We start from the raw sequence: 14,501 nt of genomic DNA, 5'->3' as shown, positions 1-14,501 counted from the left end.
ACGAGGCGCGCCCGCGCAACCTGTGGATGACGGCGCTGATCGTGCTGCCCCGGCTGGCGCTGGCCGCCGGACTGCCGCGCGGGTTCTTCTACTGAGCGGCAAGCGCGCCGCAGGTGGGTTTGCGGGTGAAGGTTCGGGACACGTCGACCGCGCCGAGGTGTTCGAGCGTGCGGCGGCCGAGCAGCACCGGATAGTTCATGTTGCCGCGGTCGCGCAGGGAGAACTGCTCGCGCAGCAGCTTGGCGCCCAGGCAGATGTCCATCGCCACCACCGGACGGCTGTCGCTGCCACCGGCGCCGCGCACCTTGATCAGCCGCAGCACCTTGCGCTCGAAGGTCACGCTGACCGGCGCCTTGCTGTCGGCGGTGGGCAGCACGACATCGAAGCGCACCCAGCGCTCGCCGTCCTTCCTGTAGCGATGGATATTCCTCGCGTCCAGCGACGAGGTCAGCGCGCCGGTATCCAGCTTGGCCTTGGCCTGCATGCGCTCGGGCATCAGCCAGGACTGCTCGATCCAGCCCCAGTGCTCGGTGGCGGCATGGCAGGACGCGGAAGAGAACGACAGCGACAACAGCGCGGCGAAGGCCAGACGACGGGATTGCACAGGCTTCATCGAAACGACTCCGAACGGGACCGGGCCACTCTGGGCGGGAACTCGTCAAGACAGGGTGAACGGCAGGCGAAGACAGTGTGACGGTTTTCTCCGGGCAATAAAAAACCCGGATGCTTCCATCCGGGTTCTTCGGGCTGGGCCCAGGGATCTTAATTGATCACCTGAACGCGCTCGGCCTGCATGCCTTTCTGGCCTTGTACGACTTCGAAGCTGACCTTCTGGCCTTCGGCCAGGGTCTTGAAGCCGTTACCTTCGATGGCACGGAAGTGAACGAAAACGTCCGGGCCGCTTTCCGGGGTAATGAAGCCGTAGCCTTTGGTTTCGTTGAACCACTTAACGGTGCCGTTCTGACGGGACATTGCAAGTTCTCCTTGGAACTATGGGTATTGATTTAGCCACGAAATCGTAGCCGGTAACTGAGTTGCAAGGAGTTACAAGGAGTCGAGCAGGACGGGCTGGAATTTCCGACCGCATCAGGTCACGATCGACGGCGACCCATGCAAACACAGTGTCAGCACTCTACGACAAAAAACTGAGGAAAGCGAACCTGTATAAAAATACAGAAACGCGCTTTTTTCGTTTTTCGGACGAACGGTACTGGCCAAAGATACATTGCCTGTCGCTGCTGCTCCGGCGGCGATCGCACGCGGCAAGCCGCCGCAGGCTGCTAGACTAGCCGCTCGTATCGCCTGCCGAGCCCTGCCCCGTGACCTCCACCGCTTTCTCCTCGCTGCCGCTTTCCGCGGACCTCCTGGCCAATCTCGACTCCCTCGGTTACCGGGAGATGACGCCGATCCAGGCGCAGAGCCTGCCGCTGATCCTCCAGGGTCACGACCTGATCGCCCAGGCCAAGACCGGCAGCGGCAAGACCGCGGCCTTCGGCCTCGCCCTGCTCAGCCCGCTGAACCCGCGCTACTTCGGCTGCCAGGCGCTGGTGCTGTGCCCGACCCGCGAACTGGCCGACCAGGTCGCCAAGGAGATCCGCCGGCTGGCCCGCGCCGCCGACAACATCAAGGTCCTGACCCTCTGCGGCGGCGTCCCCTACGGCCCGCAGGTGGCTTCGCTGGAGCACGGCGCGCACGTGGTGGTCGGCACCCCGGGGCGCATCCAGGAGCACCTGCGCAAAGGCACCCTGGTCCTCGACGGGCTCAATACCCTAGTCCTCGACGAAGCCGACCGGATGCTCGACATGGGCTTCTACGACAGCATCGCCGAGATCATCGGCCAGCTCCCCGAGCGCCGGCAGACCCTGCTGTTCTCCGCCACCTACCCGGACGGCATCGAGAAGCTGGCGAAGACCTTCATGCGCGATCCGCGACAGGTGAAGGTCGAGTCGCTGCACGCCGACAGCCAGATCGAGCAGCGCTTCTTCGAGATCGATCCGAAGCAGCGCATGGACGCCGTGGCACGCCTGCTCCAGCATTTCCGGCCGCAGTCCTGCGTGGCCTTCTGCCAGACCCGCCAGCAGTGCCAGGAGCTGGCCGACGCACTGAAGGCGCAGCGGATTTCCGCCCTGGCCCTGCACGGCGACCTGGAGCAGCGCGAGCGCGACCAGGTCCTGACGGTGTTCGCCAACCGCAGTTGCAACGTACTGGTGGCCACCGACGTGGCCGCCCGCGGGCTGGACATCGCCGCCCTGGAAACGGTGATCAACGTCGAGCTGGCGCGCGACCCGGAGGTCCACATCCATCGCATCGGACGCAGCGGTCGCGCCGGCGAGAAAGGCCTGGCCCTGTCGCTGGTGGCGCCGGCCGAGGCCAGCCGCGCGCAGGCCATCGAGGACCTGCAGAAGCAGCCGCTGGCCTGGTACGCCCTCGGCCAGTTGAAGGCCAGCCCGGAGCCATTGCTGCCGCCGATGAGCACCCTGTGCATCGCCGGGGGACGCAAGGACAAGGTGCGCCCCGGCGACCTGCTCGGTGCCCTCACCGGCGACGCCGGGCTGCCCGGCAGCGCGGTGGGCAAGATCGCCATCTTCGACTTCCAGGCCTTCGTCGCCATCGAGCGCGGCCTCGCCCACCAGGCCCTCAAGCGCCTGAGCGAAGGCAAGATCAAGGGGCGCTCGTTCAAGGTCCGCCTGCTGTAACGCGCCGCCGCTTCGCTCGCCGGGCCCGCTCCGGCGCGCGATATCGCCGCCGGGTAACTTCCGGCGCGGCGACGACGTCTTAGCGTTCGCAGGCACGAAGCCTGCATCCGCCAGATGCCCGGCTCGACCGAGTTGCCCACGGCAGAGTTTCCTGCGACTGCGGCGGGCAGCGGACTTCCAGTCGCGCGAAATCGGCCGATTGAATTAGCCGGACAGGCCACATAGGCTGAACCACGGACCATCGGATAGCACTCCGCCCCATGCCGCCCTCTTCGCTGACACACACGCTCCGCCGCCTCTGGGCCCTCGACAAGTTCGCCTACAGCCTGCGGGTGTTCATCGCCCTGGCCGGCGCCCTGCTGCTGTGCTGGTGGCAGGACCGCATCGAGCTGCTGATCCCGCTGTTCCTCGGGATCATCGCCAGCGCCCTGGCGGAGACCGACGACAACGGGCTCGGCCGCCTGCAAGCGCTGCTGGTGACCCTGCTGTGCTTCAGCGTCGCCGCCTTCGCCGTCGAGTTGCTGTTCCCCTATCCCTGGCTGTTCGTTTCCGGGATGGCGCTGTCGGCGTTCGGCATGATCCTCCTCGGCGCCCTCGGCGAGCGCTATGCGGCGATCGCCTCGGCGACCCTGATCCTCTCGATCTACACCATGATCGGCGTGGACCAGCGCGGTGGTGAGGTCGCCGATGTCTGGCACGAACCGCTGCTGCTGGTGGCCGGGGCGGCCTGGTACGGGCTGCTCTCGGTGCTGTGGAACGCGCTGTTCTCCAACCAGCCGGTGCAGCAGAGTCTTTCCCGCCTGTATTTCGAGCTGGGCGAATACCTGAGGATCAAGTCGAGCCTGTTCGAACCGTTGCGCCAGCTCGACGTGGAGGGCCAGCGCCTCGCCCTGGCACGGCAGAACGGCAAGGTGGTAGTGGCGCTGAACCAGGCCAAGGAGACCATTCTCAACCGCCTCGGCCATGGTCGGCCGGGCCCCAAGGTGAGCCGCTACCTGAAGCTCTATTTCATCGCCCAGGACGTCCACGAGCGCGCCAGTTCCTCGCACTACCCGTACAACCGGCTGGCCGAGGCGTTCTTCCACAGCGACGTGCTGTTCCGCTGCCAGCGCCTGCTCAACCAGCAGGGCAAGGCCTGCCAGGCCCTGGCGCGGGCTATCCGCCTGCGCCAGCCGTTCGACTACGCCGACCGCGAGCTGGCCCTGGAAGACCTCCAGGCCTCGCTCGAACACCTGCGCCAGCAGAGCAACCCGGCCTGGAAGGGCCTGCTTCGCTCGCTCGGCGCCCTGGCCGCCAACCTCACCACGCTGGACCGCAAGCTGGCCGGGGCGAGCAACCCGGACGCCATCGCCGACGAACAGGACAGCGCCCTGCTCGACCGCTCGCCGCGCAGCCTGAAGGACGCCTTCGAGCGCCTGCGCCAGCAGCTCACCCCGACCTCGCTGCTGTTCCGCCACGGCCTGCGCATGGCCCTGGCGCTGACCGCCGGCTACGGCGTGCTGCACTGGATCCATCCGACCCAGGGCTACTGGATACTGCTCACCACGGTGTTCGTCTGCCAGCCCAACTATGGCGCGACCCGCCTGCGCCTGGTGCAGCGGATCCTCGGTACGGTGGTCGGCCTGGTGGTCGGCTGGGCGCTGATCGACCTGTTCCCCAGCCCGCTGGTGCAGTCGCTGTTCGCGGTCGCCGCCGGGGTCGCCTTCTTCGCCACCCGCAGCAGTCGCTATACCCTGGCGACGGCGGCGATCACCCTGCTGGTGCTGTTCTGCTTCAACCAGGTCGGCGATGGCTACGGGCTGATCCTGCCCCGCCTGTTCGATACCTTGCTGGGCAGCCTGATCGCCGGCCTCGCGGTGTTCCTGGTGCTGCCCGACTGGCAGGGCCGCCGGCTCAACCGCATGCTCGCCAACACCCTCGCCTGCAACAGCCGTTACCTGCGGCAGATCATGCAGCAGTACGCCACCGGCAAGCGCGACGACCTCGACTACCGCACCGCCCGGCGCAACGCGCACAACGCCGACGCAGCGCTCTCGACCACCCTGTCGAACATGCTCCTGGAGCCCGGCCACTTCAGGAAGGACGCCGAGATCGGCTTCCGCTTCCTGGTCCTCTCGCACACCCTGCTCAGCTATCTATCCGGTCTCGGCGCGCACCGCGAAAGCCTGCCCGAGGACGCCAGCGACGGCCTCCTGGAGCGCGCCGCCGAGCGGCTCTCCGCCAGCCTCGAGGAAATCGCCGCGAGCCTGGAACAGAAACGCCCGGTCGCCATCTACAGCGAAGAGGAGGAAGCGCTGGCCAAGGAACTGGAGCAGATGCCCGAGGACATGGACGACAGCCATCGCCTGGTACAGACCCAACTGGCGCACATCTGCCGCCAGCTCGCCCCGCTGCGCACCCTGGCCGCGCACTTGCTGAAGAAGGAACTGGCCGGCGCGCAGCCGCTGCCAGGCCAGCCCTAGCGCGCGCCGTAGCGCTCCAGCAGGCGCTGGTAGCTGCCGTCGTCGCGCATGCCGCGGATGGCCAGGTCGAAGCCTTCGACGATCTCGTCATGCCGGGGATTCCTCAGGCTCACCAGCAGGTGCAGGCCGTTCTCGCCAAGCGGGATGGGCAGTACCTCCAGCTTGTCGCGCAAATCGGCCAGTTCGCCCTTGAAGGCGACCCCCAGCGCCAGCTCGTCCTCCACCGCCAGGTCGACCCGCCCCGCCTCGAGCATCCGCGCGGCGTTGGCGAAGCTGGTCACGTTGACCTTCTGCAGACGGCTGTCACGGTCGAATTCGGGCGCGTAGGCATAGTCGCGCACGACCGCGATGCGGTAGGGACGCAGGTCGCTCAGGCGGGAAAACTCGATACCCCGCCCCTTGCGTTGCAGCAGGCGGATGCGGTTGCTCAGGTAGGCGCGGGAAAACTGCCCGTAGAGGCTGCGGGCGGGCTCGTACCAGGCGCTCAGGGCGATGTCGTAGTCGCCGCTGCGCACGCCGTACAGGGCACGCGACCAGGGTACCTGCTGGAAACTCGAGTCGAAGCCGGCGCGCTTGAGCGCGGTGGTCACCAGTTCCACCGCCAGGCCGTTGCCAGGCAGGCGCGAATCGACGAAAGGCGGCCAGGAGTCGCCGACCAGGCGCAGGTTGGCGGCAGGCAGCGCGCAAGGGAGGAGCAATGTCAGCAGCAGGAGTGCGCATCGCAGCATGAAGGAGCGTCCCGGGAGTGGATCGCCACAGCATAGCCATCCCGACCCCGGGCACGCATGTCCCCGTGTCGCGGCTCGATGATATTTCCATCACAAACCGCACGCGTTCACCTCTCCTCGTCCTCTCCGGCGGCCTTTTCGTTTCGCGGCGCGGCACCTGCGTACTTGCCGCCGAAGAGTTCGATCGGCATCGGGAAGACGATGGTCGAACTCTTGTCGCCGGCGATCGCGCCGAGGGTCTGCATGTAGCGCAACTGCATGGCGCCACTCTGCCGGCCGAGCATCTGCGCCGCCTGCATGAGTTTCTCCGAGGCTTGCAACTCGCCCTCGGCATGGATCACCTTGGCCCTGCGCTCACGCTCCGCCTCAGCCTGCCGGGCGATGGCGCGGACCATCGATTCGTTGAGATCGACGTGCTTGATTTCCACATTCGCCACCTTGATGCCCCAGGCGTCGGTCTGCGCATCGAGCACCTGCTGGATATCCAGGTTCAGGCGCTCGCGCTCGGCGAGCATCTCGTCCAGTTCGTGCTTGCCCAGCACCGCGCGCAGGGTGGTCTGGGCCAACTGGCTGGTGGCGGCCAGGTAGTTCTCCACCTGGATGATCGCCTTCTGCGGATCGAGCACGCGGAAGTACACCACCGCGTTGACCTTCACCGAAACGTTGTCGCGGGAAATCACATCCTGCGGCGGCACGTCGAGAACGATGGTGCGCAGGTCGATGCGCACCATCTGCTGGATCGCCGGGATCACCAGCACCAGCCCCGGCCCCTTGACCTTCCAGAACCGCCCGAGCTGGAACACCACGCCGCGCTCGTACTCGCGGAGGATGCGCAGCGCGCTGAACAGCAGCAGCGCGAGGAACACCAGCAACATCGCCAAACCATAGGAAATACCCATCATCCACCTCCTTCATCGGCCAGCGCGACTTCCAGGAGCAGGCCCTTGCGCGCCAGCACCCAGACCGGCTGGCCCACCGCCAGCGGCCGCGCGGCGAGCACCCGCCAGCGCTCGCCCTGGAGCAGCACCCAGCCTGCGCAGGGTTGTTCGGAATCCACCGCCGCCACCGTCGCCAGGCTGCCGACCAATCCGGCGGTGCCACTTACCACCGCTTGCCGGCGAGTACGCAGGGCCATGCCCAGCAGACCGACGATCAGCGCGGCGCTGAGCAACGCCAGGGCCACCACCAGGCCGGGCGGAATGCCGTAGCCGGGCACCTCGGTATCGATCAGGATCAGCGCGCCGACCACGAACGAGACGATTCCGCCGATGCCGAGCACGCCGAAGCTGGCGACGAACGCCTCGCCCACCATGAACGCCAGGCCCAGCGCGATCAGCGCCAGCCCGGCGTAGTTGAGCGGCAGCATCTGCAGGGCGTACAGGCCGAGCAGCAGGCAGATGCCGCCGAGCACGCCGGGCAGCGCCATGCCGGGATTGGCCAGTTCGAAGATCAGCCCGTAGATGCCGATCATCATCAGGATCAGCGCCACGCTGGGATCGGTGAGCACCGCCAGCAACCGCGCGCGCCAGTCCGGTGCCTGGCGCTCGATCGTGGCGCCGGCGGTAACCAGGGTCAGCGCGCGCTCGCCGACGCGCAGGCTGCGGCCGTCGAGCTGGCGCAGCAGGTCGGGCAGGTCGCGGGCCTGCAGGTCGATCACCTTCTGCGCCGCCGCCTCGTGCGCCGCCAGGCTGACCGCCTCGCGCACCGCGCGCTCGGCCCACTCGACGTTGCGCCCCCGCAGTTGCGCGAGGCCACGGATATAGGCGGCGGCGTCGTTGACCTGCTTGCGCGCCATGGGTTCGGCGTCCCGCGCCGGGGGCTTCTCTGCGGGCTTGTCCGGCGTCCCCAGGCGCACCGGGGTGGCAGCGCCGAGGTTGGTGCCCGGCGCCATCGCCGCGATATGGCAGGCATACAGGATGTAGGTGCCGGCGCTCGCCGCCCGCGCCCCGCTGGGCGCGACGAAACCGGCGACCGGCACCTGGCTGGCGAGGATCGCCTTGACGATGCGCCGCATCGATGCGTCCAGGCCGCCGGGCGTGTCCAGTTCCAGCACCACCAGTTGCGCGCCGTCCTCGGCGGTACGCTCGATGCCGCGCACCAGGTAATCGGCGCTGGCCGGGCCGATCGCACCATCCACCGAGAGCACCCGAACCGGTCCGGAGGCCGCGAGACAGGCCGGGCCGGCGAAGCACAGCAACAGCGCCAGCGCGAGCCGGCACGGCATCCGCATATCGACCTCCCCGACCGCCCGGCCGGGCCACCCCGGGACGAAGGTGCTCGTCCCGCGCACCGGGCCGGCAAGCGACCGGCCCCGCCGCGCACTTCTGAGTCTAGTTCAGTGGCTCTCGCCTTCCCCGCGCGTGTCCGGATCGGCAAATCCCTCAACATGCCAACTTTTTAGCGACGAAATGATGGCACTCGCCACAGGAATTCATTAATCTTCGCGGCCGCAGCGGGCAGGCCGCCTGGCGCCCGACCCCATCCGGCTTCCGGCGGCCTCCCGCGGCCCTTGTCCTTTCTTCGCCAGACGAAGCCGGTATGCGCAAGACATAACTTGTCACAATCGCCTGCCCATCATGTGCCGGTCATCCCCAGCGCGGACCCGTACCATGACCTCCGATGTCCTTCCCGCCGACGCCGTCGCCAGTGCCGCCGGCAACGCGCACAAGCCCCATCTCGAGCAACGTCCCGGCCGCCTCACCGCCCTCGTATTCTTCGCCGTGCTCGCCACCGGACTGCTGTTCAGCGCCTACAGCCTGATGCAGGACGTCGATGACGTCGGTTCCACGATCACCACCTGGACGCCCTTCCTGCTGCTCGGCGTGGCCCTGCTGATCGCCCTCGGCTTCGAGTTCGTCAACGGCTTCCACGACACCGCCAACGCGGTGGCCACGGTGATCTACACCCACTCGCTGCCGCCGCACTTCGCGGTGGTCTGGTCGGGTTGCTTCAACTTTCTCGGCGTATTGCTCTCCAGCGGCGCGGTGGCCTTCGGCATCATCGCCCTGCTGCCGGTGGAACTGATCCTGCAGGTCGGTTCCTCGGCCGGCTTCGCCATGGTCTTCGCCCTGCTGATCGCCGCCATCCTGTGGAACCTCGGGACCTGGTGGCTGGGCCTGCCGGCGTCGTCCTCGCACACCCTGATCGGCTCGATCATCGGCGTCGGCGTGGCCAACGCGCTGATGCACGGGCGCGATGGCACCAGCGGGGTGGACTGGGGCCAGGCGACCAAGGTCGGCTACTCCCTGCTGCTCTCGCCGCTGATCGGCTTCGCCTGCGCCGCCCTGTTGCTCCTGGCGCTGCGCCTGCTGGTGAAGAACCGCGCGCTGTACAAGGCGCCGAAGGGCAAGGCGCCGCCGCCCTGGTGGATCCGCGGCCTGCTGATCCTGACCTGTACCGGGGTGTCCTTCGCCCACGGCTCCAACGACGGACAGAAAGGCATGGGCCTGATCATGCTGATCCTGGTCGGCACCCTGCCGATGGCCTACGCCCTGAACCGCACCATGCCGGCGGACCAGGCGGTGCAGTTCGCCGCCGTCGCCGAGGTCACCCAGCAAGCGCTGGTGAAGAGCGCGCCGCAACCGGCGCCGGCCGATCCGCGCCAGGTACTCTCCGACTACGTGCGCAGCAAGCAGGCATCGCCTGAGCTGATCCCGGCGCTGGCCGCCCTGACCGGCTCGATCGGCCAGGAAGTGAAAGGCTATGGCGCGTTCTCGCGGGTACCGGCGGAAGCCATGGGCAACGTGCGCAACGACATGTACCTGACCTCCGAGGCGATCCGCCTGATGGACAAGGACGGCGTCGGCCGCTTCGACGCCGACACCCGCGGCAAGTTGCAGGCGTTCAAGCGGAAGATCGACGATGCCACCAAGTTCATCCCGCTATGGGTGAAGATCGCCGTGGCCATCGCCCTCGGCCTGGGCACCATGGTCGGCTGGAAACGCATCGTGGTGACGGTCGGCGAGAAGATCGGCAAGACCCACCTGACCTACGCCCAGGGCGCCTCGGCGGAAACCGTGGCGATGCTGACCATTGGCGCGGCGGACCTGTATGGCTTGCCGGTCTCCACCACCCATGTGCTGTCTTCCGGGGTGGCCGGGACCATGGCGGCGAACGGTTCGGGACTACAGTGGAAGACCATCCGCAACCTGCTGATGGCCTGGGTGCTGACGCTGCCGGCGGCGATCCTGCTCTCGGCCTCGCTCTACTGGCTGCTTACCCGGCTGTTCTGAAACACGGCGGCCGGCATGGGTGCCGGCCGCTCGTCGCGCCGCTCAGGGCAGGACTTCGTCTTCCTTGAACTGGTCCTTGATGTAGGTGATCTCGGTCTTGCCGTGGGGCGCCGGCAGGCCGTCCGGGCCGAGGTTGACGAAGACCATCTTGTCGATGGTGAGGATGCTCTTGCGGGTGATCTTGTTGCGCACGTGGCAGGTCATGGTCAGCGAGGTACGACCGAAGTCGGTGGCGGTGATGCCCAGCTCGATGATGTCGCCCTGGCGCGCCGAGCTGACGAAGTTGATCTCGGAAATGTACTTGGTGACCACGCGCTGGTTGCCCAGCTGGATGATCGCGTAGATCGCCGCTTCTTCATCGATCCAGCGCAGCAGGCTGCCGCCGAACAGGGTGCCGTTGGGGTTGAGATCTTCTGGCTTGACCCACTTGCGGGTGTGGAAATTCATGTGAACTCCTGGTGTGGTGCTCCGCGGCCGCCATCCTGGCCGTCGTGGAGGATGCCCGGCGGTATCGCCGCCGCGGCTCCGCGGGACCCGGCGGATCGGCCCGGTCCCGGGGCGGCGCGTCCTGCCTGCGCCGCCCGATGTTCCTGCGCGTTCAGCCCAGCCCGTTGGCCTCGCGGTACTGCCTGGCCTCTTCCACCAGCCAGTCGCGGAAGGCATTGAGCATCGCCGATTCGACCCTGCGCTCGGGAATGATCAGGTAATACGCATTCTCGCTCAAATAGGCATGTTGCATGGGCACGATAAGCCTTCCGTCGGCCAGCTTGTCCTGGATCAGGAAGGGCGGTATCAGGGCCACGCCCATGCCGTGCATGGCCGCCTGGGCAAGCATGGAGAACAGCTCGTAGCGCGGCCCGCTCATGTCGTGGGCGACGTTCAGTCCCTGGGAGTGAAACCACTGGCGCCAAGCGTAGGGCCGGGTGCTCTGCTGCATCAGCGGCAGCCCGGCGACCTGCTCGGCGCTCAGCGTTCGACGCCCGCCCAGCAGCTCCGGGCTGCACACCGGCACCGGATTCTCGCGCATCAGGAAATGCGAGACGGTACCCGACCAGTCGGCGTCGCCGAAGTACAGCGCGGCGTCGAACTCGGTGTCGGCGAAGAGGAACGGGCGGGTGCGGTTGGTCAGGTTGATCGTGACCTCCGGGTGCAGCCGCTGGAAGCGCTTGAGCCGCGGCAACAGCCATTGGGTGCCGAAGGTCGGCACCACCGCCAGTTCGATCGCGCCGCCGCCCTGGTGCCCCATCACCGCCAGGGTGTCGCGCTCCACCGCGTCGAGGCGTACCGCCACCCGCCGGCTATAGGACAGCCCGGCCTCGGTGAGCTTGACCCCGCGCCGCGAGCGACGGAACAGCTCGACACCGAGGAACTCCTCGAGCGTGGCGATCTGCCGGCAGATCGCGCTCTGGGTCAGGGACAACTCCTCCGCCGCCTTGGTGAAGCTCTCGTGGCGCGCGGCGGACTCGAAGCTGACCAGCGCGGCGGTGGAAGGGATCTTGCGTCGCATGGAGGACTCTGGAGTGCCGGTTTCGCATCTATGACGCCCAGGTCACGATTCCTCGCGCCTCTTCAAGGGCATGAAATACGAGACTCATTTTCTCGGAGTGAGAAAATAGCACAAGTGCGTGCGAATTCCTCGTTTGCCGCCCCATTCGCTAGGCTCTTAGGATGCTTCCATTCCGGCTGGCCCACGCCAGCCTCCGCTACCGCTTGACGAGGATGTACGCATGGCCACCAAAGCTAGCTTCAACTGGGAAGACCCCCTGCTGCTGGACCAGCAGCTCACCGAAGAAGAGCGCATGGTTCGCGACAGCGCCCAGCAGTTCGCCCAAGACAAGCTGGCCCCGCGCGTGCTCGAAGCCTTCCGCCACGAACAGACCGACCCGAAGATCTTCCGCGAGATGGGCGAGACCGGCCTGCTCGGCGCGACCATTCCCGAAGCCTACGGCGGCAGCGGCCTCAACTACGTCTGCTATGGCCTGATCGCTCGCGAAGTCGAGCGCGTCGACTCCGGCTATCGCTCGATGATGAGCGTGCAGTCCTCGCTGGTAATGGTGCCGATCCATGAGTTCGGCAACGAAGCCACCCGGCAGAAGTACCTGCCCAAGCTGGCCAGTGGCGAATACATCGGCTGCTTCGGCCTGACCGAGCCGAACCACGGTTCCGACCCGGGCTCGATGGTCACCCGGGCGAAGAAGGTCGACGGCGGCTATCGCCTGAGCGGCAGCAAGATGTGGATCACCAACAGCCCGATCGCCGACGTCTTCGTGGTCTGGGCCAAGGACGACGAAGGGCAGATCCGCGGTTTCGTCCTCGAGAAGGGCTGGGAAGGCCTGAGCGCCCCGGCGATCCATGGCAAGGTCGGCCTGCGCGCCTCGATCACCGGCGAGATCGTGATGGACAACGTATTCGTTCCGGAAGAGAACGCCTTCCCCGAGGTGCGCGGCCTGCGCGGTCCGTTCACCTGCCTGAACTCGGCGCGCTACGGCATCTCCTGGGGCGCCCTGGGCGCCGCCGAATTCTGCTGGCACACCGCCCGCCAGTACGTGCTCGACCGCCAGCAGTTCGGCCGCCCGCTGGCCGCCAACCAACTGATCCAGAAGAAGCTGGCCGACATGCAGACCGAGATCACCCTGGCCCTGCAAGGCTGCCTGCGCCTGGGGCGGATGAAGGACGAAGGCACCGCGGCGGTGGAAATCACCTCGATCATGAAGCGCAACAGCTGCGGCAAGGCCCTCGACATCGCCCGCCTGGCCCGCGACATGCTGGGCGGCAACGGCATCTCCGACGAATTCGGCATCGCCCGCCACCTGGTCAACCTGGAAGTGGTGAACACCTACGAGGGCACCCACGATGTCCACGCGCTGATCCTCGGCCGCGCGCAGACCGGCATCCAGGCATTCTTCTGAGCCACCGAGCAACACCCCGGCGCGCTTTTTCACGGTAGCGCGCCGGCCGCCGGGGAGACGGGCAAGGAACCCGTCTTCCCGGCCATTTCCGTTTCCAGCCCCCAGCAGCGAGAACCGTCATGCCCGGCGCCCTTTCCCATATCCGCGTACTCGACCTGTCCCGTGTCCTGGCCGGCCCTTGGGCCGGGCAGATTCTCGCCGACCTCGGCGCCGAGGTGATCAAGATCGAGCGCCCCGGCAGCGGCGACGACACCCGCGCCTGGGGCCCGCCGTTCCTCAAGGATGCCGAAGGCAACGACACCAGCGAGGCGGCCTACTACCTGTCGGCCAACCGCAACAAGAAGTCGGTGACGGTGGACTTCACCCAGCCGGAAGGCCAGCGCATCGTTCGCGAATTGGCGGCCAAGGCCGACATCCTGCTGGAGAACTTCAAGGTCGGCGGGCTCAAGGCCTATGGCCTCGACTATGAATCGCTGAAGCAGGTCAACCCGAAGCTGATCTACTGTTCGATCACCGGCTTCGGCCAGTCCGGACCCTATGCCAAGCGCGCCGGCTATGACTTCATGATCCAGGGCCTGGGCGGCCTGATGAGCCTCACCGGGCGCGCCGACAACGAGGAAGGCGCCGGTCCGGTGAAGGTCGGCGTGGCGCTGACCGATATCCTCACCGGGCTGTACTCCTCCACCGCGGTGCTCGCCGCCCTCGCCCACCGCGACGTCAGCGGCATCGGCCAGCACATCGACATGGCCCTGCTCGACGTGCAGGTCGCCTGCCTGGCCAACCAGACCCTCAACTACCTGACCACCGGCGTGCCGCCGCGGCGCCTGGGCAACGCGCACCCGAACATCGTGCCGTACCAGGACTTCCCCACCGCCGACGGCGACATGATCCTCACGGTCGGCAACGACAGCCAGTTCCGCAAGTTCGCCGAACTGGCAGACCACCCGGAATGGGCCGACGACCCGCGCTTCGCCACCAACAAGGCGCGGGTGGCCAACCGCGAGGTGCTGATCCCGCTGATCCGCCAGGCCACGGTGCTGCACACCACCGCCGAGTGGATTCTTTCCCTGGAGCGCGCCGGCGTGCCCTGCGGGCCGATCAACGACCTGGCGCAGGTGTTCGCCGACCCGCAGGTGCAGGCCCGCGGCCTGCGCGTGGAGCTACCGCACCCGCTGGCCGGGACGGTGCCGCAGGTGGCCAGCCCGATTCGCCTGTCCGAGACGCCGGTGGAATACCGCAACCCGCCGCCCACCCTCGGCCAGCACACCGACGAGGTCCTCGAGACGCTCCTCGGCCTGGACGCGGCCGCGCTGGAAAGACTGCGCGACGGCAAGGTGATCTGAGCCCCGCGCGCCGCCCCAGCGACGCATCGGCGGACAACGCCCCACCGTACCCCGCGCAGCACCACGTAGGGCGCATAACCGCAACGCGGTTATCCGCCGCCCAGCCGCGCATCGGCGGATAACGCCCCTGG

General features: G+C 67.4%; 12 protein-coding genes. 5 read left to right on the top strand and 7 right to left on the bottom strand.

Translation table 11 applies throughout. The features are described from left to right. Nucleotides 1–88 precede the first annotated feature (88 nt). The gene (locus HMPREF2914_RS29650; protein WP_003117916.1) at nucleotides 89–613 is read right to left on the bottom strand and encodes a retropepsin-like aspartic peptidase RloA3; all 525 of its coding nucleotides are present in this window, start codon (nucleotides 611–613) and stop codon (nucleotides 89–91) included. 149 nt (nucleotides 614–762) lie between these two features. Continuing rightward, nucleotides 763–972 (bottom strand): cold-shock protein, encoded by a 210-nt coding sequence (locus tag HMPREF2914_RS29645; RefSeq protein ID WP_003084710.1) that lies wholly within the window; start codon nucleotides 970–972, stop codon nucleotides 763–765. Between the two features lie 347 nt (nucleotides 973–1,319). On the opposite strand from HMPREF2914_RS29645, the gene dbpA reads away from it, so the two are divergent. After that, nucleotides 1,320–2,696, top strand: coding sequence for an ATP-dependent RNA helicase DbpA (dbpA, locus tag HMPREF2914_RS29640; protein ID WP_023092317.1), 1,377 nt, complete (start codon nucleotides 1,320–1,322; stop codon nucleotides 2,694–2,696). Between the two features lie 260 nt (nucleotides 2,697–2,956). After that, complete coding sequence (gene yccS / locus HMPREF2914_RS29635; protein ID WP_023092316.1) at nucleotides 2,957–5,158, top strand: YccS family putative transporter; 2,202 nt, start codon at nucleotides 2,957–2,959, stop codon at nucleotides 5,156–5,158. Here the strand turns inward: yccS and HMPREF2914_RS29630 are convergent. From HMPREF2914_RS29630 to HMPREF2914_RS29620, 3 genes are all read right to left on the bottom strand, one after another. Then, nucleotides 5,155–5,886: a substrate-binding periplasmic protein gene (locus HMPREF2914_RS29630; RefSeq protein ID WP_003084696.1), complete on the bottom strand. Its 732-nt coding sequence runs from the start codon at nucleotides 5,884–5,886 to the stop codon at nucleotides 5,155–5,157. The genes yccS and HMPREF2914_RS29630 overlap by 4 nt on opposite strands. Before the next feature lie 107 nt (nucleotides 5,887–5,993). After that, a complete protein-coding gene (locus HMPREF2914_RS29625) occupies nucleotides 5,994–6,788 on the bottom strand; it encodes a slipin family protein (RefSeq protein ID WP_003084693.1) in 795 nt (264 codons plus the stop codon). Beyond that, entirely contained in the window at nucleotides 6,785–8,116 is a 1,332-nt protein-coding gene (locus HMPREF2914_RS29620; protein WP_023092315.1) for an NfeD family protein, read from the bottom strand. Before HMPREF2914_RS29620 ends, HMPREF2914_RS29625 begins: the two co-directional genes overlap by 4 nt. Before the next feature lie 379 nt (nucleotides 8,117–8,495). Here HMPREF2914_RS29620 and HMPREF2914_RS29615 point away from each other — a divergent pair, with 379 nt between their 5' ends. Then, nucleotides 8,496–10,118: an inorganic phosphate transporter gene (locus HMPREF2914_RS29615; RefSeq protein WP_019484385.1), complete on the top strand. Its 1,623-nt coding sequence runs from the start codon at nucleotides 8,496–8,498 to the stop codon at nucleotides 10,116–10,118. Between the two features lie 42 nt (nucleotides 10,119–10,160). Here the strand turns inward: HMPREF2914_RS29615 and HMPREF2914_RS29610 are convergent, their stop codons facing one another. Further along, nucleotides 10,161–10,565: an acyl-CoA thioesterase gene (locus tag HMPREF2914_RS29610; RefSeq protein WP_003084686.1), complete on the bottom strand. Its 405-nt coding sequence runs from the start codon at nucleotides 10,563–10,565 to the stop codon at nucleotides 10,161–10,163. Nucleotides 10,566–10,716: 151 nt separating this feature from the next. After that, complete coding sequence (gene gcvA / locus HMPREF2914_RS29605) at nucleotides 10,717–11,625, bottom strand: transcriptional regulator GcvA (protein WP_023092314.1); 909 nt, start codon at nucleotides 11,623–11,625, stop codon at nucleotides 10,717–10,719. Nucleotides 11,626–11,845: 220 nt separating this feature from the next. Here gcvA and HMPREF2914_RS29600 point away from each other — a divergent pair, with 220 nt between their 5' ends. Together HMPREF2914_RS29600 and HMPREF2914_RS29595 are read left to right on the top strand one after the other, a co-directional pair. Further along, nucleotides 11,846–13,027 carry an acyl-CoA dehydrogenase gene (locus HMPREF2914_RS29600; protein WP_003084682.1) on the top strand — a complete coding sequence of 394 codons (1,182 nt, stop codon included), beginning with the start codon at nucleotides 11,846–11,848 and terminating at the stop codon, nucleotides 13,025–13,027. 119 nt (nucleotides 13,028–13,146) lie between these two features. Beyond that, the gene (locus tag HMPREF2914_RS29595) at nucleotides 13,147–14,370 is read left to right on the top strand and encodes a CaiB/BaiF CoA transferase family protein (protein WP_003084679.1); all 1,224 of its coding nucleotides are present in this window, start codon (nucleotides 13,147–13,149) and stop codon (nucleotides 14,368–14,370) included. Nucleotides 14,371–14,501 lie beyond the last annotated feature (131 nt).

Source organism: Pseudomonas sp. HMSC067G02 (genome assembly GCF_001813485.1).
Taxonomy (GTDB): Bacteria; Pseudomonadota; Gammaproteobacteria; order Pseudomonadales; family Pseudomonadaceae; genus Pseudomonas; species Pseudomonas aeruginosa.
The sequence above is the reverse complement of the archived record's forward strand: the minus strand, read 5'-3'. Positions and strand labels throughout refer to the sequence as shown.